Genomic DNA, 21,783 nt, shown 5'->3' on the forward strand with positions numbered 1-21,783 from the left:
TTGGGTCTCGTTATGAATGGCAAAACGCAGGCCAATTTCGGATCTCAATCTGCAATGAAGGTCTCCGCCTTGCTTTGCTGCCGCATTGCCGGCGGCGGAACGCGGACTTCACCACAATCCAGCCGCGGCCGGAGGTCCCAGGCCGGCCTGGGACCAACTTCTTCAGGAAGGCGACGACGGCGGGAGCCTTGGTGTTCAGCGCCGGGTTGATGACGCTGTCCACATGCTCTTCCGCGCCGTAGATGTTTTTGGGGTCGGCCAGGAAGCGAAGCTTGTACTTGGCGAACATCCAGTGGGGAATCCAGCCCGTGACGGCAATGGATTTGTTGGCGCGATAGGAGCGGTCGAGTTCGGCGGCCATGGCGGGGCCGGAACTGGGCAGCAGGCGCATTTCCAGGCCGTAGGCTTTGATGGCTTCCTCGGTTTTGCGCATGACGCCCGCGCCGGCGTCGATGCCCACAATACGGTTGTCGAAATCGGCGCGGAAGTTGTTGAGGTCCGTCAGGCTGGTGGCCTTGACGTAGTCGGGCACGATCAGGCCGATCTTGGCGCCGGGGTAGTTGGCGCCCAGGATCTGGACCTTGTCCTTGAAGCTGGTCAGGTAGGCTTCGTGCGTCACCGGGAGCCAGGCCGACAGCGTCATATCCAGGTCGCCGCGCGCCACGCCTTGCCACATGATGCCCGCTGCCAGCGGCACCAGTTCAACCGGGTTCCCCAGCTTGCTGCGGATGATGGCCGCAGCCAGGTTGGTGGTGGCCACACTGTCGGACCAGCCATCGACAAAGCCGATTTTGATCGTGGGTTTGGCCTGGGCGAAAGCACCCATGCCCGAAGCGGCCAGTGCGGACAGGCCCAGCGTTTGCGCCAGAAACTTGCGGCGAGGACGGGGGGAAGAATTTTGCGTTTTCATCATGGTACGAACACTCCTGATTAGAAGAAGAAAGCGGAACAAGCTCAATCGGGCAGTGTGAACTACACGCCCCACACCTCACCAAAAACACGGAGCCAGTTGCGCCCCATGACCTTTGTGATCTTTGCCGCCGGCCAGCCCGCGCGCTCCATGGCGGCCGTCAGGTTGGGCATCTCGCCGATAGTGCGTATGCCCAGCGGGTTTTGCACGGTGCCGAAATTGGTGAGGCGGCGGCCACGGCCTTTGTCGTGGGTGATGTGGTCGAAAAATTCCTGTCCGTAGCCTTGCGTGTGGTCGGTCCCCACGCCCACGCAGTCCTCGCCCACCAGCTTGATCACATAGTCCAGCGCCTCGACATAGTCTTCCACGGTGGCGTCCGTTCCCCGCTTCAGGAACGGCGGGAACATGGTGACCCCGATGAAGCCGCCATGGTCGGCGATGAACCGGAGCTGCTCGTCGCTCTTGTTGCGCGGGTGTTCCTTGAGGCCCGCGGGCAGGCAGTGGCTGTAGGTGACCGGCTTCTTCGATTCGAGGATGGCTTCTTCGGAGGTCTTGGCGCCCACGTGCGAGAGATCCACCATGATGCCGACGCGGTTCATCTCGCCGATCACCTCGCGTCCGTAGCCCGAGAGTCCTCCGTCGCGTTCGTAGCAGCCGGTGCCGATCAGGTTCTGCGTGTTGTAGCAGAGCTGGACCACCCGCACCCCCATGTCGGCGAAGGTTTCGATGTAGCCCAGGTGGTCTTCAAAGGCGTGCGCGTTCTGGAAGCCCAGGATGATGCCGGTCTTGCCGTCCTTCTTGGCCCGCTCGATATCCGCCGTGGTGCGCACCAGGGACAACAGGTCGCTGTTGGCGCGGATCAGCGCCTTCATCTCGGCGATGTTGTGGACCGTGCTTTTGAAGTCATCCCACACCGATACGGTGCAATTGGCGGCGCTCAGCCCGCCCTTTTTCATGTCCTCGAAAACCGAGCGGTTCCACTTGGAGATGATCAGGCCGTCGATGATGATGGAGTCTTGGTGCAGGGTGCTCATGGTGAATTCCTTACAGGCGCGATGTCGGGTTGAACTTCAGGCGTAGAGAGGGAAGCGGGCGGTCAGCGCCTTGACGCGGGCGTAGACGGCGCTTTCCGTCGCCGCGTCGCCGGCGGGATTGGTTTTCAGGCTGTTGAAAACTTCCAGCATCAGGCGGCCGACCTCTTCAAACTCGGCCGTGCCGAAGCCCCGTGTGGTGCCGGCGGCCGTGCCGACACGGATGCCGGAGGTGATGGTCGGCTTCTCGTCGTCGAACGGAATGCCGTTCTTGTTGCAGGTGATGCCGGCGCGCTCGAGCGCCACTTCGGTCGTATTGCCCTTCAGGCCCAGGGGACGCAGGTCGACCAGCAGCAGATGGTTATCCGTGCCGCCGGTCACCAGGTCCAGGCCGCCGGCCTTGAGCACCGCGCCCAGGGCCTTGGCGTTGGCCACCACCTGCTGGGTATAGGCCTTGAAGCCGGGCTGCAGCGCCTCGCCGAAGGCCACGGCCTTCGCGGCAATCACGTGCATCAGCGGGCCGCCCTGCGAACCGGGGAACACGGCGGAGTTGATCTTTTTGGCGATCTCCGCGTCGTTGGTCAGCACCACGCCGCCGCGCGGGCCGCGCAGGGTCTTGTGGGTGGTGGAGGTCGTCACATGGGCGTGCGGAACCGGGCTGGGAGAGACGCCGGTGGCCACCAGGCCGGCCACGTGGGCCATGTCGACCATCAGGAATGCGCCGACCTTGTCGGCAATTGCGCGGAAGCGCGCCCAGTCGATGGTGCGCGGGTAGGCGGAAAAACCCGCGATGATGAGTTTGGGCTTGTGTTCGATGGCCAGGGCCTCGACCTCGTCATAGTCGATCAGCGAATCGGCGCGGCGCACGCCGTATTGCACGGCCTTGAACCATTTGCCGGAGAGCGCCGGTTTGGCGCCGTGCGTCAGGTGGCCGCCGGCCGACAGCGCCATGCCCAGCACCGTGTCGCCGGGCTGCACCAGCGCCAGCATGACCGCGGTGTTGGCTTGGGCGCCGGAGTGGGGCTGCACATTGGCGAATTCGCAGCCAAACAGCTTGCACAGGCGCTCGATGGCCAGGGTTTCGACCACGTCCACGTGCTCACAGCCGCCGTAGTAGCGCTTGCCGGGGTAGCCTTCGGCGTATTTGTTGGTCAGCACCGATCCCTGCGCATCCAGAACGGCCTGGGAGACGATGTTTTCGGAGGCGATCAACTCGATCTGTTCGCGCTGGCGCTGTAATTCGTGGTCCATGGCGATGCTGACGGCCGGGTCGGCCTGGGCCACGCCTGTGGAGAAGAAATCTTCAGTTTGCATGGGAACGCTCTTTCAAACGATTTCGAACAAGGGGGTGAAAATCGGGTCGGCGCATTGCGCCGGGCTGGTAATGCACAGCTGGTAAGGCCTGGCGGTGCGCTCCAGCAGGCGCCAGGTGTAGTCCGCAAAGCTCCGGCGGAACACCAGCACCACACCGGCTTCGTCGGTGCGCGCCACGGTGAAGTCGGTCTTGGACGCCACGGTGGCGGCGCAGCGGCCCACGGCCAGGCTCTCGTAGTCGTAAGGGCCGAGCTGGCGCATCAGCAGCATGTGGTCGGGCCCGGTGATGCGCAGCGCCGTCAAGCCGCCGCTGTTGTCCACCACCTGGGCGAACACCTCCTGCAACGCACTGGTCAATGCAGCCAGCAGCGCATTGCGGTCCGAACGCTTGCAGACCAGCAGCCATTCGTCGGGCGAGACCCACAACACCGCACCGGCGCTGGTGGACAAAACCGTCATCGGCTGGGTCGGCAGCGCCTGGCCCAGCACGCCGGCCACGCCCTGCATGAATGCCGTGTCGCCGGCTTGGCCTCGCAGCACGATATAGCCCAGGTGGGGCAGCTCACTCATGATCACGCGGTTCGCATTGGCGGGCGTTGCCACGCGGCTGGGCAGGCCAAAGGCGTGCAGGGCGGATTCCAGCATCACATTGGGTGGATTAAACATTTTGACGGTCGCCTTTCACGTCCACGAACACGCTGCCGCCGACTTTGACGGGAGTGACCTTGCCGTGGGCATGCACATACAGGGTCTGCTCCTTGCGCTGCAGGCCGCCGGCAACCACGGCCATGGCGATGGAGCGGCCCAGGAAGGCGCTGTGGTAGCTGGACGTCACATGGCCCAGCATCTGGTTGGCCGCGCCCGTGGTGGCGCTTTCCATGATCTGCGCACCTTCGACCAACACGCTGGACGGGTCTTCGGGCAACAGCCCCACCAGCTGTTTGCGGCCTTCGCGGGCCGTGTCGCTGCGGGCCAGCGAGCGCTTGCCCAGGAAGCTGAACGGTTTCTTCATGCCGACGGCCCAGGCCATGTCCAGGTCCAGCGGGCTCATCGAACCATCGGTATCCTGGCCGACGATGATGAAGCCCTTTTCGGCGCGCAGCACATGCATGGTTTCGGTGCCGTAAGGCGTGATGTCGAACTCGGCGCCGGCGGCCATCACGGCCTCCCACAGCGCGCGGCCGTAGCCGGATTCGACGTTCAGCTCATACGACAGCTCGCCCGAGAAGCTGATCCGGAACACGCGTACGGGCAAGCCGCACACCGTGCCCGAACGCCAGTCCATAAACTTGAAGTTGTCCGGGGAAAGATCGATGTCGGAACACAGCTTCGCCAGCACCGCGCGTGATTTGGGCCCCACCAGGGCGATGGTGGACCAGTGGTCGGTCACCGAGGTCATCCACACCTTGAGTTCGGGCCATTCGGTCTGGTGCCAGCGCTCCAGCCAGTTCAGCACGCGGGCCGCGCCGCCGGTGGTGGTGGTCATGTAGAACTGGTTTTGCTGGATGCAGGCGGTGACGCCGTCGTCCATCACCATGCCGTTTTCGTCCAGCATCAGGCCGTACCGGCATTTGCCGACGGCCAGCTGGGTCCAGGCATTGGCGTAGATGCGGTTCAGGAATTCGCGCGCGTCCGGGCCGTCGATCTGGATCTTGCCCAGCGTGGAGGCGTCCATCACCGCCACGCCCTTGCGCGCCGCCAGGCATTCGCGGTTCACGGCGGCGTGCAGGTCTTCGCCGGGCTTTGCGAAGTACCAGGGCCGCTGCCATTGGCCGACCGGTTCCAGCGCCGCGCCGCGCCCCACGTGGGAAGCATGGATGGCGCTGTAGCGGTTCGGGTCGAACAGCTCTTCGCGCATGGTGCCGGCCAGCGCGCCCAGGCTCACCGGCGTGTAGGCCGGACGGTAGGTGGTGGTGCCGACCTCGTTCACCGGGCGCTTCAATGCGCGGGCGGTGATGACAAAGCCGTTCACATTGGACAGCTTGCCCTGGTCGGTGCCGAAGCCCAAAGCGGTGTAGCGTTTGACGTGCTCGATCGAGTGGTAGTTCTCACGCACCGCCAGTTCGATGTCGGCGGCGCTGACGTCGTTCTGGTAGTCGACAAAAGCCTTGGCGCCCGCGCCTTCGGCCTTGCCGTCGGGCAGGCGGAACATCGGACGCGCCGCAAGGCGCCGGGGCTGGACGCAGGAGGGGACCTGCAACGATTCTCGTTTGCCGCAGGCGCTCAGCACCTGTTGCATCGCTTGCGTGGTTTGCGCCAGCGCGTCGGCCAGCTCGAAAGCGCCGGTGACCGAGCCGGCGCAGGCAACCCCTTTGCGCCCGGTGTGCGGCGCCACAAAGGCCGCGATGGATTCATCCCATTGCGGGCGGCTGCCGTCGTGGCAAAACAGGTGCACCGTGGGCGACAGGCCGCCGGAGCTCAGCACCACGTCGCAGGCAATGAAAGTGCCGGCGCCGGTGGCTTCATCGCGGGTGGGATGCAGGGGCACAAGTTTCACGCCCTTGACTTCGCCGCCACCCGTGACTTCGGCGATGCCGTGGCCCGCCATCACCGTGTAACTGCTGTTGCGCGCCACCGCGCTGTGGCGCACATCCGCCACCGTGACCTGGGCGCCGGCTTTGGCCAGGCTTTCGGCGCAGTCGTGGATCAGGTCGCTGGTGCCGCAGATCACGACGCGACGGCCGACGCGCACGCCGTAGCGCTGCAGAAAGGTCTGGCCGGCGGACACGGTCATCACGCCGGGCAGGTCGTTGTTGCCGAACACCAGCGGGCGCTCGATGGCGCCCGTGGCCAATACGACCTGGCGGGCGCGGATCTTGTGCATGCGGTGGCGCGGCAGGTGGGCCTGGCGCTGCTCCGGCGGGAGATGGTCCTGCACCAGTTCCACGGCCTGCACCAGGTTTTGTTCATACATGCCGAAGGCGGTGGTACGCACCAGGACGGTCACATGCGGCATGTCGGCCAGGGCGGCCTGCATGGAGCGGATATAGGCATCGCTGTTGCGGCCGTCGATCTGCGCATGGGGGTCGGACAGCAGCCAGCCACCCAGCTCGTTCTGCTCGTCCAGCAGCAGGGTTTTGAGGCCGGCGCGGCCGGCCTGCAGCGCGGCCAGCAAGCCGCAGGCGCCGCCGCCGACGACCAGCACGTCCACGTGGTGGTGCAGGTGGTCGTAGTTCTCGGGATCGGGTTCGGCCGGCGCGTCGCCAAAGCCGGCAAACTTGCGGATCACGGTTTCATACAGCGGCCAGAGCTTTTGCGGCCACTTGAAGGTCTTGCTGTAAAAGCCGGCCGGCATGAAGCGCGAGCCCTGGCCCAGGACCGACTTCAGGTCGAAGTCCAGCGAGGGCCAGCCCGAGGTGGACCGGGCGCTCAAGCCCTCGTAAAGCTCGGCCTGGGTGGCCTTGACGTTGGGTGTGGTCAGTGCGCCCGTGCCCAGCTGCACCAGTGCATTGGGTTCTTCCGCACCCGCGCCGATGATGCCGCGGGGCCGGCCGTACTTGAAACTGCGCGCCATGCGGCGCACGCCATGGGCCAGCAGGGCGGAGGCCAGCGTGTCGCCGGGGTGGCCGGTGTAATCGCGGCCGTCAAAGCTGAAATTGACCGTGCGCGTGCTGTCGATGCGCATGCCGGCCTGGGGGACTCTGGTACCGCTCATACCTTTTGCTCCCCGGCAATGTCCGCCAGAAACAGGGCCTTGCCTTCGGCCAGCGTCCAGGTGCCGGCTATTTCATAGGTCGCGGTGTTGCGCTTCACGGCAAATACCTTGCGGCAGGCCGCCGTGTGCTGCCATTGCTCCCAGAACCAGCCCTTGGTGTTCCTGCGCATGAAAACATAGTCGCCCCAGGTGGCGTCGTCCACGGTCTCAGGCTGGAGCGGGCGGGGAATGTAGGCTTCACCGGCATTGCTGAACTCTTCCTCGTCCCGCGTTTCGCCGCAATGGGGGCAGTGCAATAAAAACATATCAGTGGGCGACGCCTGCGGCGCCGTGTTCGTCGATGAGGTGGCCGGTGTGGAACCGGTCCACGGAGAAGGATTTGGCGAGCGCATTGGGCTCACCCCTGGCCAGCATGTCGGCAAAGACATGGCCCGAGCCCGGCGTGGCCTTGAAGCCGCCGGTGCCCCAGCCGCAGTTGAAGAACAGGCCTTGCACCGCGGTCTTCGAAATGATCGGGCAGGCGTCGGGCGTCACGTCCACAATGCCGCCCCATTGCCGGTTCATGCGCACGCGGGAGAACTGGGGAAACAGCTCGATGATGGCGGCTGCCGTGTGCTCTATCACGTGCGGGCTGCCGCGCTGGCCGTAGCCCAGGTAGCTGTCGATGCCGGCGCCGATCACCAGTTCACCTTTGTCGGACTGGCTGAGGTAGCCGTGGACCGCGTTGGACATGATCACGGTGTCGATCACGCGCTGCATCGATTCGGACACAAAGGCCTGCAGCGGATGGCTCTCCAGCGGCATGCGCAGGCCGGCCATTTTGGCCAGCACCGATGAATGGCCGGCGGCCACGCAGCCCACGCGATCGGTTTTAACGGTGCCCAGGTTGGTCTCCAGGCTGCGGATTTTGCCGCCCGCGATGTCCATGCCGGTGACTTCGCAGCCTTCGATCAGGTCCACACCCAGGCGGCTGGCGGCGCGGGCGAAGCCGCGCGCCACGGCGTCGTGGTGGGCGATGCCGGCGCGCGGCTGCCAGCTGGCGCCCAGCACCGGATAGCGGCGGCTGCGGCTGCAGTCCAGCTGGGGAATTTTTTCTTTCACTTCCCGCGCGTTCAATACATGGGCGTCAATGCCTTGCAGCGCGTTGGCGTTGACCCGGCGCTCGATGTCGCGCATATCCTGCAAGGTGTGGCCCAGGTTGAACACGCCGCGCTGGCTGAACATCACGTTGAAGTTCAGGTCTTCAGTCAGGCCTTCCCACAGCTTGAGCGAATGCTCGTAGATCGCCGCCGACTCGTCCCACAGGTAGTTGGAGCGCACGATGGTGGTATTGCGCGCGGTATTGCCCCCGCCCAGATAGCCTTTTTCCAGCACCGCGATCTTGCCGACCTGGGGGTGGTTTTTGGCCAGGTAATAGGCCGTGGCCAGGCCGTGCCCGCCGCCGCCGACGATCACCACGTCGTAGGACGGCTTCAATGCCACCCGCTCCCAGGCGGGCTCCCAGGTTTGGTGATTTTTGAAACCGTGCTTGAGCAGGCTCCAGAGAGAGTAGTGTTGGCCGCGCATAGTCGCTTGTGGGGAGGTCCAATGAATCTGCGCCCATTGTTGGATTTCCCAGGTGCGCCAACTTGCGCCGGGCGGACGCACACTTGCTCAAATTCGACATGATGTCGGATTTGGCGTGCGCGGGAGATGCTGGTGATCTTCCGGGCTGCGTTCGTCACGAGTCCGGAGAGGAAGTCACGGTTGAACGCGGTGAAGCGTTCGGAGTTACCGACGGGTCAGCCCGCCAGCGCGAGGCTCGCCACCTGGACAAACCAGCTCACGCCCAGCGGCAGCACCTCGTCGTTGAAGTCGTAGCTGGGATGGTGCAATGAGGGGGTGTCTTCACGTCCCGGGTTGGCGCCCTGGCCCAGCCAGAGGTAGGCGCCGGGCCTGGCTTTCAGCATGAACGCGAAATCCTCGGACGTGAACGCCGCCGAGGGCGCCACCGAAGCCCGCAGGCCCGCGGCTTCGGCGGCGCGCAGCGCCAGCGATGCTTCTTGCGGCGTGTTCACGGTGGCCGGGTAGTAGCGCACGTACTCCACGTCGATCGCGGTGCCGGTGGCCTGGGCCACGCCTTGCGCGACCTGCCGGATGGCGGTTTCGATGGTGTCCTGGACGCCGGCGTCGAAGCTGCGCACCGTGCCCGTGAGTTCGACCGCGGAGGGCAGCACGTTGTGTGACTGGCCGCCGCTGATGCGCGTGACCGAGAGCACCGCATTCTCGGTGGGTGGAATGCGGCGCGAGGTGATGGTGTGCAACTGGGTGACCAGCTCGCTCGCGGCGAGCACCGCGTCGGGCGTGCGATGCGGCTGGGCCGCGTGGCCGCCCCGGCCCCGCACCACGATGTCGAAGCGATCCGCCGCCGCCATGATGGCGCCCGGCCGCGTCTGGGCCGTGCCGGCGGGCAACTCGGGCCAGTTATGCAGGGCGTAGACCGCGTCGCAGGGAAAGCGCTCGAAGAGCCCTTCCTGGACCATCACGCGTGCGCCGCCCCGGCCTTCCTCGGCGGGCTGGAAGATGAAGTTGACGGTGCCGTCGAAGCGGCGCGTGCGTGCCAGCTGGCGTGCCGCGCCCAGCAGCATGGCGGTGTGCCCGTCGTGCCCGCAGCCGTGGTGGACGCCGGGAAAGCGGCTGACGTAGGGCCGTTCGCCTTGCTCAAGAATGGGCAGCGCGTCCATGTCGGCGCGCAGTCCCACGCTGCGCTGTCCGCTGCCGGCGCGCAGCACGCCGACAACACCCGTGCCGCCTATGCCCTCGTGCACCTCCAGCCCCAGGTCGCGCAAGGCCTTGGCGACGATGCCGGCCGTGCGGTGTTCCTTGAATGCCAGCTCCGGATGCGCGTGCAGGTCGCGCCGCAGCGCGACCAGGTCGGGCAGCAGGTCCGCGATCTCCTCTGTCATGGTGCGGCTCAGCATGCCGTTCGCGGCTGGCCGGCGGTCGTCAGGTACTGCCCCGGTGTCATGCCGAACACGCTCTTGAAATGCCGCGAGAGATGGCTTTGGTCATAAAAGCCCGCTTCACTGGCCGCGCTGGCGACCGGCATGCCCTGCCGGATCAGGGCCTGCGCGCGCGCCAGGCGGAGCCGGCAGATGTAGCGGTGCGGGGAAACGCCCACTTGCTGGCGAAACACGGTGGCGAAGCGCCAGATGCTGAGCCCGGCAAGATCGGCCAGCTCCGACAGTGACAGCGCCTGGTTGAGGTTCTCGTGGATGTGCCGCTGCACTCGCTGGATCGCTGCGGCCGAGCGGGCGGGCGCCGGGATGCGGGAAGGAGGGTTCATGCTCCAAGCGTAGGCCGGCCCCACCGGAGATGGCACCGGAAACGGACGCCGGTGCAGCAGCAAATGTCGAATCGGGCCGGGCTGCAGCAAAAGCTGCGGCCCCGCGGCCCGCTCAAGCGTGCGGCTGGATCAGTTGCTCGATCGGGTAGAAGTTCTTGACGAAGGGCGTCTTGATCACGATGTAGCTGAAGTATTTTTCGATGCCGATGTTGGCTTCCAGCAAGCCTTCAACGATCTCCTGGTAGTGGTTCACACCGCGTGTGACGAACTTCAGCAGGTAGTCGTAGCCGCCGCTGACCAGGTGGCACTCCACGATCTCGTCGATCGGCCGGATGCTCATCTCGAACTTGACGAAGTCCTCGCGCTTGTGGTCCTGCAGCGTGACCTCGGTGAACACCAGCAGCGTGTCGCCCAGCTTCTCCAGCCGTATCTGCGCGCCGTAGCCGGCGATGTAGCCGGCTTGCTCCAGCCGCTTCACGCGCACCAGGCAGGGGCTGGGGGACAGGCCGACGGCATCGGCGATTTCGACGTTGGAGGCGCGCCCGTTCTTCTGCAGGTGGCACAGGATACGCAGGTCAAGGCGGTCTAGCTTGGGGTTGCCGGTGGAGGTATTCATCGTTAACCCCATTTAAGCAAGTTCCACGCCCAAGTCAATCAGGTCAAGCCAGGGCGCGCCGCACTTCGGGCTGCTCCAGCACGGTGTCCAGCGTGCGGTTCAGCCGCTCGAACATCTGCTCGAACTCCGAGGGCGTGAAGCACAAGGCCGGCGCAAAGCCCAGGATGCCGTCGCCGAAAGCGCGGAAGATGAGGCCGTTCTCGTAAGCCGCTTTGGCGATGCGGTCGGGCAGCTGCAGCGCGGGGTCGAAGCCGGCCCTGGTGTATTTGTCGCTCACCAGCTCCAGCGCGCCCAGCAGCCCGCGCGAGCGCGCGTCGCCCACCAGCGGATGGCGCAGCATGGCGCGCAATCCCGCTTCGAAGTGGGGCGCGACGCGCTGGCCGTTGGCGAGGATGCCGCCCTCTTCGTAGAGCCGTATGACTTCCAGCGCCACGGCGGCGCTCACCGGGTGCGCGGAGTAGGTGGCGCCGTGGCCCACCAGCGCGCCGGCCGGCGTGCCGTCGGCGATGCCGGCGTACACGCGATCCGACATCAGCAGCGCGCCCATGGGCGCATAGCCGGAGGTCAGCCCTTTGGCGACGGTCATCAGGTCCGGCGACACGCCTTCGGCATCGCAGGCGAACATCGGGCCGGTGCGGCCGAAGCCGGTGATCACCTCGTCGGCTACGAACAGGATGTCCAGCTCGCGGCAGGCCTGGTGCATAGCCTTGAGCCAGCCCGCCGGCGGCACGATCACGCCGCCCGAGCCCTGGATCGGTTCGCAGAAGAAGGCCGCGACGTTCTCCGCGCCCAGCGTGTTGACCTTCTCGCGCAGCGCGGCCACCGAAGCCGCGATCAGCGCTTGCGGGTCATCGCCCACGGGGCTGCGGTAGGGGTAAGGCGAGGGGATGTAGTGCTGTTCGGGGCGCGGCAGGTCGAATCCGCGATGGAAGGCGGGCAGGGCCGTCAAGCCGGCGCCGGTGGAGGATGAGCCGTGGTAGCCGCGCTCCAGCGCGATGAAGTGCTTCTTGCTCGGCCGGCCCGTGGCGTTGTAGTACTGCACGATGAGGCGCACGGCGGCATCGATCGCCTCGGATCCGCCCAGCGTCAGGTACACGTGCTCCAGCCCGGGCGGCGAAATTTCCACAAGCTTGGCGGCCAGGCGGATGGCCGGCTCGCTGGCGTAGCCGAAATAAGCCGTCGCGTAGGGCAGCTCGCGCATCTGGCGCGCGGCGGCTTCCACGACGCTTTCGTGGCCGTAGCCGATGTTGACGCACCACAGGCCGGCGAAGGCATCGAGCAGTTCACGGCCGTCGGCGTCGCGCAGCCAGGCGCCCTTGCCGGAGCGCAGCACCGTGGCGCCGCGCTGCTCATGGCCGCGCCAGTTGGCCACAGGGTGGATCAGGTGTGCGCGGTCTAGCGCCACAAGCGAATCGAGTGAAAGGGTTTTGGTGGACATCATGGGCACAAGCTTAGGCGCGAGTGCGCAGCGGGTGCTGCGGCTTGGCCCCTTGCGCGCGCACGACCATGCTGTTGTTCGTACGCCTACGGTAGAAGATTCTGCGGCCCTGGGGCCCGTGGACGGGCCCAGGAGTCTGGGCGGCAGAAGGAGCATCGGCTGCAAAGCGAGCGCAGCGGTCCATTTTTCACCGGCTTTTTGCCCCATAGCTACGGCTATGGGTCTGCAAACCCGGTAAAAACTGTCCTCGCTGGGCTCGCTTTTCGCTTCGATGCCTTCTACCGCCCAGACTCCTAGTACCCGCGCAAGCGGTCCACCACGCCCTCAAGCGGCAGGCCGAAGGCGTATCGCCGCAGGTTGTCCAGCAGCGCTTCGCCCGCGGTTTCTGCCTGGGTCGCGCTGGCAATATGGGGCGTGAGCCAGATGCGCGGGTGCTTCCAGAACGGATGGCCCGGCGCGGGCGGCTCGGGCTCGCAGACGTCCAGCACCGCAGCCGACAGCCGCCCGCTTTCCAGCGCGGCGAGCAGGTCAGCTTCCACGAGGTGGCCGCCGCGCGCGGCGTTGACCACGCAGGCGCCTTCCGGCAGCGCGTCGAACACGCGCCGGCCGAGAATGCCGCGCGTTTCGGGCGTGAGCGGCAGCAGGCATACCAGGATGTCGGTGCGGGCCAGGAACTCGTCCAGCTCCGCCTCGCCGCTGTAGCAGCGCACGCCCGGCTCGTTGCGCTTCGAGCGGTTCCAGCCGGCGCAGTCAAAGCCCAGCAGCCGCAGCTGCGCGAGCGCCGCGCGCCCCAGCATGCCCATGCCCATCACGCCCACGCGCCGCGTGGAGGCCGGCCGAACGGGATGCTCTTTCCATTGGCCCAGGCTTTGCTGATGCAGGTACTGCGGCATCTCCCGGTGCAGCGACAGCACGGCCCAGCTGACGTATTCGCACATGCAGGCCGTCAGCCCCGGCTCCACCATCCTGACCACGGTGAGCCCGGCCGGCAGTGCCGCGAAATCGAACTGGTCCACGCCGGCCCCAACCGAAAACAGCACCTCCAGATTGGGAAGGGCTTCAGTGATCCGCGGCGGCGGCTCCCAGGCCGCGAGGAAGCGCACCTGCGCCGGATCCCCGATCTCGGGCCAGGTCAAAAACGGCAACTGCGGCATCCTGCGCGCGAACTGCTCGGCCCAGACGGCCCCGCGCTGCGCGGGGCCTTTGTACAAAAACGCCATCGTCAGCCCATCGCTTGATTAACGAGCGCCCAGCCGCCCACGGCCGGGCCCCGCTCCAGCGGCCCGCCGCGCACCATGGTCGTGACGCTGCTCACGCGCAGCAGGCCCTGCGCTTCCAGCCATTCGGGCAGCCCGCCGGTGGCGTCGACGTCGATGCGCAGGAACTTGCCGGCAAAGCGGCTGCACCAGTGGCCGACGAGTGCCTGTGCGCTGGTGAGGTCGGGCGCCACGACCGGGCCGATGGCATGGCCGCGCCCGAAGCGCCGCACGACGGAGAATCCCACGGCTTCACCGCCGCTTGCCAGCACCACTGTTTCGCCTTCGGCCAGCAGCTGGCGCAGCATGGCTTCGCGCGGCATGCCGGCCGAGCGCGCATCAAGGGCGACCAGCGTTTTTGCGTCGTTGCGTCCCAGCGGCCGCAGCCGCTGTCCCTGGGGCAGCGCCATCAGCTGGGCCGGGGCCGCCAGGCTCTGGTGCTGCCGGATCTCGCCCGTGATGGCGAAGCCCATGCGTTCGTACAAGCCGCGGCCTTCAGGTGTGGCGTTCAGCATCACGGTGCGGTCTTCCAGTCCCGCCATCACCGCGTGCATGAGATGCTGGCCCACGCGTTGCCCCTGCATGTGAGGGGACACCAGCACCAGGCCCACCGACGCGTATTGTTTTCCCCAGGCCCAATGCATCGCCGTGCCGACCAGTGCACCGTCGCGCACCGCGGCCACGCCCTGGCCGTGCGCCAGGCCGAACTGCCAGTCCTCCAGGCGATGCGGCCACTGGAACTCGCGCGACAGCGCCTGCGCCGCTTCCAGGTCGTCCGCTTGCAGCCGGCGAAGCGTCACGCCGTCGGGCAGCGGGCGGCCCACCGCCTCAAGTGCGGCCTGGGAAATGGAAACGTGGTCGGGCATGGGGCTTTCCTTCAAAACGTCAAGTGCGGTTTGGGGAAGATGATGCTCGGCGCAAGGGCCCCCGGCTTGTACGATCTTGGCGCCGGCCACGGCCGCTGGAAGAACGGCACAAAGCGCCTGGAGCCCGCGGTACTGCGAAGGAATGCTGCGTTCGCGCCGCGCAGAACCGCAACAACTGCGGCGGATGCTGCCTAGGATTGCTCCTATTGAACCACCGCGTACAACATAAAGCTTACCGATGTCCGTCGACTGCCACCCGCTCCCTGTGCCTGCCGGCTGTTTCCCCTCCGTCGCCTGAACCCTTTTTCCACCCTACCACCCACGAGGTAAACCATGATTTTCCGACCCAAGTACATCTCCTTCGATTGCTACGGCACGCTCATCTACTTCCGCATGCACGAGGTGGCGCACAGCATCGTCGGAGACCAGCTGCCGCCCGAGCGCATGCAGCAGTTCCTCAAGGACTTCAGCGCCCTGCGGCTGGACGAGGCCATGGGCGACTGGAAGCCTTACGACCAGGTGCTCAAGTCCGCGTGGGCGCGCACCTGCAAGCGCCACGGGGTCGCTTACCGCGACGAGGACGGGCAGAAGTTCTACGACGCCGTGCCCACCTGGGGCCCGCACACCGACGTGCCGTTCTCGCTCACCCGCGTGGGCAACAAGATCCCGCTGGTGATCCTGTCCAATGCCATGAACGAGCAGATCGACGCCAACGTCCGCAAGCTCGAAGCGCCCTTTCACAAGGTGTACACGGCGCAGGACGCCGGCGCCTACAAGCCGCGCCTGCAGGCCTTCGAGTACATGTTCGACCAGCTGGGCTGCTCGCCGGACGACATCCTGCACGTGTCCTCCAGCCCGCGCTACGACCTGATGTCGGCCCACGACATGGGCATCAAGAACAAGGTCTTCGTCAACCGCGGCCATGAGCCCAAGCCCAGCGAGTTCTACAGCCACGTGGAGATCCGCGACATCAACGGGCTGCCCGCGCTGGTCGGCCTGTAATCCGGCACGCGCCCGCCTTCCCACTTTCCGCCTTTTCGCCTTTCCGCCTTCATTCAATTGCATAAAGACCCGCCACCCATGAGCAACCTCACTTTCTTCAAACTCGACGACCTCGGCCCCGGCCGCGAGAGCGGCCCCTTGCCCGAGCGCCTGCTCGACGGCGATCCACGCTTCACCAACTGGGACGTGGAACAGACGGCCGACGGCAAGCTGCGCACCGGCGTGTGGGAAATCACGCCCGGCACCATCCGCTCGATCAAGGGCGGCGTCTGGGAGTACTGCCACATCCTTTCCGGCGTGTCTGAGCTGATCGAAGACGGCAAGGAGCCCATCCGCATCCAGGCCGGCGACAACTTCGTCATGAAGCCGGACTACGTGGGCAAGTGGCGCTGCATCGAGACCACTCGCAAGATCTGGATCATCTACGGCAACGCGTGAGTTCCATGAAGCCCAGGTCCGCCTGACTTTTTCCACCGAGGAGACATAAACACAATGACAAAACAAGAACAGACAAACAGCCTGATCGGGCCCGAAGAAAGCCGCAGCATCATGGGTGAACTGCAGCGCGGCGCCAGCCGGCGCGACGTGCTGGCCATGCTGGCGGCCGGCGGCATGCAGGCCACGCTGGCGGGCAGCCTGGCCTCGACGGGGCTTGCGGCGCAGGCGGCGGCCCCGCGCAAGGGCGGGCGCATCAAGGTCGCCGGGGCGACCGCCGCGCTCAGCGACACGCTGGACCCGGCCAAGTGCTCCAACCACACCGACTACATCCGCAGTTGCATGTTCTACAACGGGCTGACCTCGCTCGACGGCAGCCTGACGCCGCAGCCCGCGCTGGCCGAGGAATTCAGCACCAAGGACGCCAAAACCTGGGTCTTCAAGCTGCGCCAGGGCGTGACCTTTCACGACGGCAAGCCCTTCACCTCCGCCGACGTGGTGTTTTCCATCATGCGCCACAAGGATCCGTCGACCGGTTCCAAGGCCAAGGTGCTGGCCGAGCAGATCGAGGAGGTGAAGGCCACCGGTCCGCATGAAGTGACCATCCGCCTGGCAGCACCGAATGCCGACCTGCCGGCCATCCTGGGCACCTGGCACTTCCATATCCTGCGCGACGGCGTTACTGACGTGAACGCGCACATGGCGGGCATTGGCACCGGCCCCTATAAGCTCAAGGAGTTCAAGCCGGGCGTGCGCTCGCTGGCCGTGCGGAACGACAACTACTGGAAGCCCGGCCGCCCCTACCTGGACGAGATCGAGTATGTGGGCATCAGCGACGAGGCGGCACGTGTCAACGCGCTGTTGACCGGCGAGATCGACCTGACCATGGCCATCAACCCGCGCTCGGTGGACCGTATCCAGGGCAGCCCCAGGCACGCGATCTTCGAGACCAAGGCCGGCCTTTACACCGACCTGATCATGCGCCGTGACAGCACACCCGGCGCCAACCCGGACTTCGTGCTGGCGATGAAGCACCTGGTGAACCGCGAGCAGATGGTCAAGTCCGTCGTGATGGGTTACGGCGAGGTCGCCAACGACCAGCCCATACACCCCAGCGACCGCTTTTTCTTCAAGGGGCTCAAGCAGCGGCCCTACGACCCGGAGAAGGCAAAGTGGCATGTGCAGAAAGCCAAGCTCGGCAGCGCGGCCATCCCGGTGGTGGTGTCTCCTGCGGCGACTTATTCGGTGGAGATGGCGCTGGTGATGCAGCACGCCGCACGCCAGATCGGCTTGAACCTCGACGTGCGCCGCATGCCGGCGGACGGCTACTGGTCGCAGCACTGGATGAAGCACCCGGTGGGCTTCGGCAACATCAATCCGCGGCCGTCGGCCGACCTGCTGTTCACGCAATTCTTCAAGTCCGACGCGCCGTGGAACGAGGCGGGCTGGAAGAACCCGAAGTTCGACCAGTTGCTGCTGGCCGCGCGGGTGCAGCCCGACACGGCCAAGCGCGCCAAAATGTACGCCGACATGCAGGTCATGATCCACGAAGACTCGGGCATAGGCGTCCCTTTCTTCATGTCCAGCATCGACGGACATACAAAAAAACTCAAGGGCCTGTCACCCATCCCGCTGGGCGGCCTGATGGGCTATAACTTCGCTGAAAACGTCTGGCTCGACGCATGAAGGACCTGCTTGCCATGCCCAACAATCTCCTCGTCACCTTCAAGCTCGACCAACTGGGCGAAGCACGTGAATACCGGCCGCCCGCCGACCGTGTCATCGAAGGCGACATCGTGTGCCGCAGCTGGGACGTCGACAGCGCCAAGGACGGCAAGGTCCGCGCCGGCGTGTTCGAATCGACCCCGGGGGTCAACCGCTCCATCAAGGGCGACACCTGGGAGTTCTGCCTGATCCTGTCCGGCGTGGCGGAAATCACCGAGGATGGACAGCCGCCGGTGACCTACCGGGCGGGCGATTGTTTCATCATGAAGCCCGGCTACACCGGCACCTGGCGCACGCTTGAAACCGTGCGCAAGGTCTGGGTGACAGCCTGAGCCGTCGAACCGGAGCCATCATGACCAGCGCCTTCACTCAATCCCCTCAGTCCCCCAAAGCCCGCCATCAAGTGAACGACGGCGTGGACCTTGTTCCATTCGCCGATGCCCACCTGGAGGGCGCCCTCAAGCTGTCGCAGGAGATGGCCTGGCCCTACCGGCTCGAGGACTGGGAGGTCGCGCTGCAGCTGGGCCGGGGCTTCGTGCTGCAGGACGAAGCCGGCCAGGTGATAGGCACTGCGGCCTGGTGGCCGTACGGCGAGACCCATGCGTCCGCCGGAATGATCATCGTCGCGAAGGCCGCCCAAGGCCGTGGTTACGGTGCCCGGCTGATGGACGCGCTGCTGGCGGCGGCGCACCCGCGCAGCATCACCTTGAACTCGACGGTCGAAGGCCAGGCACTTTACCAGCGACGCGGCTTTGTGCCCGTCGGCGTCATCGAGCAGTACCAAGGCATTCCCACGGAGCGCCATGAGGCGCCGCCGACTGGCCTCGTCAGGGTGATGGCTGCATCGGATTTTGAAGCGGTCGCGCACCTCGACCAGCAAGCGACGGGTTGGGCCAGGCCGGCGACGCTGCGCCGGCTCATCGAACTTGGCGAGGGCCATGTCCTGCTGCAGGACGGCGTGCCGCGCGGTTATGCCATTTGCCGCCGGTTCGGCCGCGGCCATGTCATCGGTCCCGTGGTCGCCGAAAACCTGGGCGATGCGCAGGCCCTGATCGAGGCCGCACTCGCGCGCCTGGGGAGCATGTTCGTGCGGGTCGATACTTCCGCCGCCCTGCAGCTCGGTCCGTGGCTTGAGCGCACCGGCCTGCGGCAGGTCGACAAGGCGACCACCATGGTCCTCGGGACACCGCTTGCCTCTCCCGGCCCGGTGCGCATGTTTGCGCTCGCCAACCAGTCGTTCAATTAAACACAACAATGATTCAAGAGGCCCTATGAAACTGACATCCTATTGGCTGGACACATCGCAAGCCTTCAAGAGCGCCACCCCGGGGCCGGTGCAGGGTAGCTGCGACGTTGCGGTGATCGGTGGCGGCCTCACCGGTGCTTCGGCCGCGCTGGCGCTTGCCAAGAAGGGCGCTCGCGTCGTGCTCCTGGAAGCGGACACGATAGGCAACGCGGCGTCCGGCCGCAACGGCGGCATGTGCAACAACGGCTTCGCCCAGGACTACGGCATGATGTCGGCCAAACTCGGCAAGGATGTCGCCAACCGGCTCTACCGGGCTTTCGATGCCGGGGTCGACATGGTCGAGCGCCTGGTCGCCGAAGAGAACATCGATTGCAGCTTCGCGCGCGTCGGCAAGATCAAGCTGGCGGCCAAGCCCGAGCACTACGAGAAGCTGCTGCGCAGCCAGGAATTGCTGGCCGCCACTGTCGATCCCGACACGGAAATGGTCAGCCGCGCGGACCTGGCAAACGAGGTCGGTTCGGACCGCTATCACGGCGGCTTGATCTACCGCAAGGGCGCCGGCATGCATGTGGGGCGCTTTGTGCGCGGCCTGGCGGAAGCGGCGGCGCGGCGCGGCGCTGAAATCCACGAACGCTCGCCGATGACGGGTTTGCGGCCGGCGCCCGGCGGCGGCCACATCGTCGAGACGCCGACGGGCCGGCTCCAGGCCAAGCAGGTATTCCTGGCGAGCGGAACCTCGCAGACCGGGCCGCTGGGCTGGATACGGCGCAGGATCGTGCCGGTCGGCGCCTTCCTGATCGTCACCGAACCCCTGCCGGTGGAGACGCTGGACCGGCTGCTGCCGAAACGCCGGATGGCGGTCGATACCAAGAATCTGGTCAACTACTTCCGCACCACACCCGACAACCGGCTGCTCTTTGGGGGGCGCGCCCGCTTCGCCGTCTCCGACCCGGCCTCGGACGAAAAAAGCGGCGCCATCCTGCGCACCGCATTGCACGAGGTGTTTCCCGAACTCCGCGATGCGCGCATCGACTATTGCTGGGGCGGCATGGTCGACATGACGCGTGACCGCCTGCCACGTGCCGGCGAGCGCAACGGCATCTACTATTCCATGGGCTACAGCGGCCACGGCACCCAGATGTCGACACTGATGGGCAGCATCATGGCGGAGGTCATGGACGGGCGCACCGACCTGAATCCCTGGAAAGACTTCACTTGGCCGGCCATCCCGGGCCACTTCGGCCCTCCCTGGTTCCTGCCGCTGGTCGGCGCTTACTACCGCCTCAAGGACAAGCTGTCCTGAAGACCAGCCCGCACCCCGGCCTGGGCGGCGAGCTGGCCCGGCTGGTGCTGGCCCAGCTCTTCCTCAACGCCTGCGTGACCGGCACACGCATGGCCGCGCCACTGCAGGCGCTGCGCCTGGGCCACGGCGAGGCAGCGGTGGGATTCCTGATCGCGCTGTTCGCCCTGGCCCAGGTCTTCCTCGCGCTGCCCGCGGGCCGCTACTGCGAGCGCCATGGGCTCAAGCGGCCGATCATGGGATCGGCTGTGGCGGCCGTGGCCGGCTGCGCGATGGCGGCCGCGTGGCCGGTGTTCCCCGTGCTGTGTGCCAGCGCCGTGCTCACGGGCGGCGCGGGCGGTGTCGCCATCATTGCGGTCCAGCGCCATACCGCGCGCATCGCGGCTGACCCGGCCGCACTCCGGAAGTCGTTTTCATGGCTGGCGATCGGCCTGGCCTTGTCCAATGTTTTGGGACCGGTGCTGGCTGGCGTCATGATAGACAGCGCCGGGTTTCGCGCGGCTTTCGTGGCGATTGCCGTGCTGCCGCTGCTGGGCTGGCTGTCGGTTCGCGGCGCGGCGGATCGCGTGTCCGTGCCGCCCGATGCGGCCCAGCGCCGGGGCGGCGCCTGGGACCTGTGGCGCGACGCGGGCCTGCGCCGGCTCCTCATCGTCACCTGCCTGCTGTCGTCGTGCTGGGACGTGCACACCTTCCTGGTGCCGGTGCTCGGCCACGAGCGCGGCTTCTCCGCCTCGGTGATCGGCAGCATCCTGGGCGCCTTCGGCATCGCCGCCGCCGCCGTCCGGCTGCTGACGCCGCTGGTGGCGGCACAGCTGCGCGAATGGGCGATCCTTGTCGGCGCGATGGCCGCCACGGCCGTCCTGTTCGGCCTCTATCCGCTGATGCACGCGCCGCTGGCCATGGGCCTGTGCTCCGTGCTGCTGGGCTTCACCCTGGGCAGCGTGCAGCCCATGGTCATGAGCCTGCTGCACCAGCTGGCGCCCCAGCATCGCTACGGCGAAGCGGTGGCCATGCGCGTGATCGTGATCAACGCGTCCAGCGTGGGCATACCCATGCTGTCCGGCGCGGCGGGTTCGCTGATCGGCGCGGCGGGTGTCTTCTGGGCCGCAGGCTTGATGGCGGCTGCGGGCGTCAGGCTGGCGCTGGGGCTCAGGCCCGATCCAGCTGCGCCGCGATGAGATGCAGCGGATGGGTGCGTTTGCCTGATGACTGGCGCAAAACAATCCGGCTCGTGAACTTCCCGATCCCGATGTCTTCCTGTAGCAGGCTCTCCATCAGCGCCTGGAAATGGGTGACGTTCGGCGCCACGATTTTCAGCAGGTAGTCGTAACCGCCGCTGACGTTGTACCACTCCACGATTTCGCCGTGCCGGTCCACGGCCTGTTCGAACTTGCGGAAATCGGGAGGCCGGTGGCTGCTGATCGTCACCTCGGAAAAAACCACCACACAATTGCCCAGCTTCTCCAGCGCGATGTCAGCGCCATAACCTCGAATCACGCCGATTTCCTGCAGCCGCTTCGTCCGTACCAGGCACGGGCTCTGGCTCAGGCCGACGGCGTCGGCCAGCTCGACGTTCGAGCAGCGACCCTCGCGCTCGAGGTGCGCGAGGATCTTGAGGTCGAAGCGGTCCAGGGACACTGCTGGGGTCATGCCTGGATGGTAGC

General features: G+C 66.2%; 21 protein-coding genes. 7 read left to right on the forward strand and 14 right to left on the reverse strand.

Annotated features, from left to right (window positions below):
- Positions 1-10 precede the first annotated feature (10 nt).
- The 13 genes from AC1D1F_RS14685 to AC1D1F_RS14745 form a co-directional block, all read right to left on the reverse strand.
- Positions 11-910, reverse strand: a complete 900-nt coding sequence (locus tag AC1D1F_RS14685; RefSeq protein WP_477700766.1) for a glycine betaine ABC transporter substrate-binding protein — start codon at positions 908-910, stop codon at positions 11-13.
- Positions 911-972: 62 nt separating this feature from the next.
- Positions 973-1,944 carry a dipeptidase gene (locus AC1D1F_RS14690; RefSeq protein WP_477675143.1) on the reverse strand — a complete coding sequence of 324 codons (972 nt, stop codon included), beginning with the start codon at positions 1,942-1,944 and terminating at the stop codon, positions 973-975.
- Between the two features lie 36 nt (positions 1,945-1,980).
- Entirely contained in the window at positions 1,981-3,255 is a 1,275-nt protein-coding gene (gene glyA / locus AC1D1F_RS14695) for a serine hydroxymethyltransferase (RefSeq protein WP_477675142.1), read from the reverse strand.
- A 12-nt stretch (positions 3,256-3,267) separates the two neighbouring features.
- Complete coding sequence (locus tag AC1D1F_RS14700; protein WP_477675141.1) at positions 3,268-3,921, reverse strand: sarcosine oxidase subunit gamma; 654 nt, start codon at positions 3,919-3,921, stop codon at positions 3,268-3,270.
- Entirely contained in the window at positions 3,914-6,910 is a 2,997-nt protein-coding gene (locus AC1D1F_RS14705) for a sarcosine oxidase subunit alpha family protein (RefSeq protein WP_477696666.1), read from the reverse strand. The genes AC1D1F_RS14700 and AC1D1F_RS14705 overlap by 8 nt, the downstream gene beginning before the upstream one ends.
- Entirely contained in the window at positions 6,907-7,215 is a 309-nt protein-coding gene (locus tag AC1D1F_RS14710) for a sarcosine oxidase subunit delta (RefSeq protein ID WP_477675139.1), read from the reverse strand. Before AC1D1F_RS14710 ends, AC1D1F_RS14705 begins: the two co-directional genes overlap by 4 nt.
- 1 nt (position 7,216) lies before the next feature.
- Positions 7,217-8,476 (reverse strand): sarcosine oxidase subunit beta family protein, encoded by a 1,260-nt coding sequence (locus AC1D1F_RS14715; protein WP_477675138.1) that lies wholly within the window; start codon positions 8,474-8,476, stop codon positions 7,217-7,219.
- 215 nt (positions 8,477-8,691) lie between these two features.
- Positions 8,692-9,855 carry a M20 aminoacylase family protein gene (locus AC1D1F_RS14720; RefSeq protein ID WP_477675137.1) on the reverse strand — a complete coding sequence of 388 codons (1,164 nt, stop codon included), beginning with the start codon at positions 9,853-9,855 and terminating at the stop codon, positions 8,692-8,694.
- An 8-nt stretch (positions 9,856-9,863) separates the two neighbouring features.
- Positions 9,864-10,235: a helix-turn-helix domain-containing protein gene (locus AC1D1F_RS14725; RefSeq protein WP_477675136.1), complete on the reverse strand. Its 372-nt coding sequence runs from the start codon at positions 10,233-10,235 to the stop codon at positions 9,864-9,866.
- A gap of 112 nt (positions 10,236-10,347) precedes the next feature.
- A complete protein-coding gene (locus tag AC1D1F_RS14730; RefSeq protein ID WP_477675135.1) occupies positions 10,348-10,851 on the reverse strand; it encodes an Lrp/AsnC family transcriptional regulator in 504 nt (167 codons plus the stop codon).
- A 43-nt stretch (positions 10,852-10,894) separates the two neighbouring features.
- On the reverse strand, positions 10,895-12,292 hold the full coding sequence (locus AC1D1F_RS14735; protein WP_477696665.1) for an aminotransferase class III-fold pyridoxal phosphate-dependent enzyme: 1,398 nt from the start codon (positions 12,290-12,292) through the stop codon (positions 10,895-10,897).
- Between the two features lie 290 nt (positions 12,293-12,582).
- A complete protein-coding gene (locus tag AC1D1F_RS14740; protein WP_477675133.1) occupies positions 12,583-13,509 on the reverse strand; it encodes a 2-hydroxyacid dehydrogenase in 927 nt (308 codons plus the stop codon).
- A gap of 2 nt (positions 13,510-13,511) precedes the next feature.
- The gene (locus AC1D1F_RS14745; RefSeq protein ID WP_477675132.1) at positions 13,512-14,411 is read right to left on the reverse strand and encodes a GNAT family N-acetyltransferase; all 900 of its coding nucleotides are present in this window, start codon (positions 14,409-14,411) and stop codon (positions 13,512-13,514) included.
- Positions 14,412-14,744: 333 nt separating this feature from the next.
- On the opposite strand from AC1D1F_RS14745, the gene AC1D1F_RS14750 reads away from it, so the two are divergent.
- From AC1D1F_RS14750 to AC1D1F_RS14780, 7 genes are all read left to right on the forward strand, one after another.
- Positions 14,745-15,413 (forward strand): haloacid dehalogenase type II, encoded by a 669-nt coding sequence (locus AC1D1F_RS14750; RefSeq protein ID WP_477675131.1) that lies wholly within the window; start codon positions 14,745-14,747, stop codon positions 15,411-15,413.
- 78 nt (positions 15,414-15,491) lie between these two features.
- Complete coding sequence (locus AC1D1F_RS14755; RefSeq protein WP_477675130.1) at positions 15,492-15,851, forward strand: cupin domain-containing protein; 360 nt, start codon at positions 15,492-15,494, stop codon at positions 15,849-15,851.
- Positions 15,852-15,905: 54 nt separating this feature from the next.
- Positions 15,906-17,534, forward strand: a complete 1,629-nt coding sequence (locus AC1D1F_RS14760; RefSeq protein ID WP_477675129.1) for an ABC transporter substrate-binding protein — start codon at positions 15,906-15,908, stop codon at positions 17,532-17,534.
- Between the two features lie 14 nt (positions 17,535-17,548).
- The gene (locus AC1D1F_RS14765) at positions 17,549-17,905 is read left to right on the forward strand and encodes a cupin domain-containing protein (RefSeq protein WP_477696663.1); all 357 of its coding nucleotides are present in this window, start codon (positions 17,549-17,551) and stop codon (positions 17,903-17,905) included.
- An 83-nt stretch (positions 17,906-17,988) separates the two neighbouring features.
- Entirely contained in the window at positions 17,989-18,819 is an 831-nt protein-coding gene (locus AC1D1F_RS14770; RefSeq protein WP_477696662.1) for a GNAT family N-acetyltransferase, read from the forward strand.
- 25 nt (positions 18,820-18,844) lie between these two features.
- On the forward strand, positions 18,845-20,122 hold the full coding sequence (locus AC1D1F_RS14775; RefSeq protein WP_477675126.1) for an NAD(P)/FAD-dependent oxidoreductase: 1,278 nt from the start codon (positions 18,845-18,847) through the stop codon (positions 20,120-20,122).
- Positions 20,123-20,142: 20 nt separating this feature from the next.
- The gene (locus tag AC1D1F_RS14780; RefSeq protein ID WP_477675152.1) at positions 20,143-21,297 is read left to right on the forward strand and encodes an MFS transporter; all 1,155 of its coding nucleotides are present in this window, start codon (positions 20,143-20,145) and stop codon (positions 21,295-21,297) included.
- On the opposite strand, the gene AC1D1F_RS14785 is transcribed toward AC1D1F_RS14780, so the two are convergent.
- A complete protein-coding gene (locus tag AC1D1F_RS14785) occupies positions 21,269-21,769 on the reverse strand; it encodes an Lrp/AsnC family transcriptional regulator (RefSeq protein ID WP_477675125.1) in 501 nt (166 codons plus the stop codon). The genes AC1D1F_RS14780 and AC1D1F_RS14785 overlap by 29 nt on opposite strands.
- Positions 21,770-21,783 lie beyond the last annotated feature (14 nt).

This window comes from Polaromonas sp. P1_H6, assembly GCF_056405195.1.

Excerpts from the sequence above, each read along its gene's own strand:
- AC1D1F_RS14750 (WP_477675131.1), top strand. The coding sequence starts at position 14,745 with ATGATTTTCCGACCCAAGTACATCTCCTTCGATTGCTACGGCACGCTC.
- AC1D1F_RS14735 (WP_477696665.1), bottom strand. The coding sequence starts at position 12,292 with ATGATGTCCACCAAAACCCTTTCACTCGATTCGCTTGTGGCGCTAGAC.
- AC1D1F_RS14715 (WP_477675138.1), bottom strand. The coding sequence starts at position 8,476 with ATGCGCGGCCAACACTACTCTCTCTGGAGCCTGCTCAAGCACGGTTTC.
- AC1D1F_RS14765 (WP_477696663.1), top strand. The coding sequence starts at position 17,549 with ATGCCCAACAATCTCCTCGTCACCTTCAAGCTCGACCAACTGGGCGAA.
- AC1D1F_RS14760 (WP_477675129.1), top strand. The coding sequence starts at position 15,906 with ATGACAAAACAAGAACAGACAAACAGCCTGATCGGGCCCGAAGAAAGC.
- AC1D1F_RS14730 (WP_477675135.1), bottom strand. The coding sequence starts at position 10,851 with ATGAATACCTCCACCGGCAACCCCAAGCTAGACCGCCTTGACCTGCGT.
- AC1D1F_RS14690 (WP_477675143.1), bottom strand. The coding sequence starts at position 1,944 with ATGAGCACCCTGCACCAAGACTCCATCATCATCGACGGCCTGATCATC.
- AC1D1F_RS14740 (WP_477675133.1), bottom strand. The coding sequence starts at position 13,509 with ATGGCGTTTTTGTACAAAGGCCCCGCGCAGCGCGGGGCCGTCTGGGCC.
- AC1D1F_RS14775 (WP_477675126.1), top strand. The coding sequence starts at position 18,845 with ATGAAACTGACATCCTATTGGCTGGACACATCGCAAGCCTTCAAGAGC.
- AC1D1F_RS14700 (WP_477675141.1), bottom strand. The coding sequence starts at position 3,921 with ATGTTTAATCCACCCAATGTGATGCTGGAATCCGCCCTGCACGCCTTT.
- AC1D1F_RS14745 (WP_477675132.1), bottom strand. The coding sequence starts at position 14,411 with ATGCCCGACCACGTTTCCATTTCCCAGGCCGCACTTGAGGCGGTGGGC.
- AC1D1F_RS14725 (WP_477675136.1), bottom strand. The coding sequence starts at position 10,235 with ATGAACCCTCCTTCCCGCATCCCGGCGCCCGCCCGCTCGGCCGCAGCG.
- AC1D1F_RS14785 (WP_477675125.1), bottom strand. The coding sequence starts at position 21,769 with ATGACCCCAGCAGTGTCCCTGGACCGCTTCGACCTCAAGATCCTCGCG.
- glyA (WP_477675142.1), bottom strand. The coding sequence starts at position 3,255 with ATGCAAACTGAAGATTTCTTCTCCACAGGCGTGGCCCAGGCCGACCCG.
- AC1D1F_RS14710 (WP_477675139.1), bottom strand. The coding sequence starts at position 7,215 with ATGTTTTTATTGCACTGCCCCCATTGCGGCGAAACGCGGGACGAGGAA.
- AC1D1F_RS14720 (WP_477675137.1), bottom strand. The coding sequence starts at position 9,855 with ATGACAGAGGAGATCGCGGACCTGCTGCCCGACCTGGTCGCGCTGCGG.
- AC1D1F_RS14685 (WP_477700766.1), bottom strand. The coding sequence starts at position 910 with ATGAAAACGCAAAATTCTTCCCCCCGTCCTCGCCGCAAGTTTCTGGCG.
- AC1D1F_RS14755 (WP_477675130.1), top strand. The coding sequence starts at position 15,492 with ATGAGCAACCTCACTTTCTTCAAACTCGACGACCTCGGCCCCGGCCGC.
- AC1D1F_RS14705 (WP_477696666.1), bottom strand. The coding sequence starts at position 6,910 with ATGAGCGGTACCAGAGTCCCCCAGGCCGGCATGCGCATCGACAGCACG.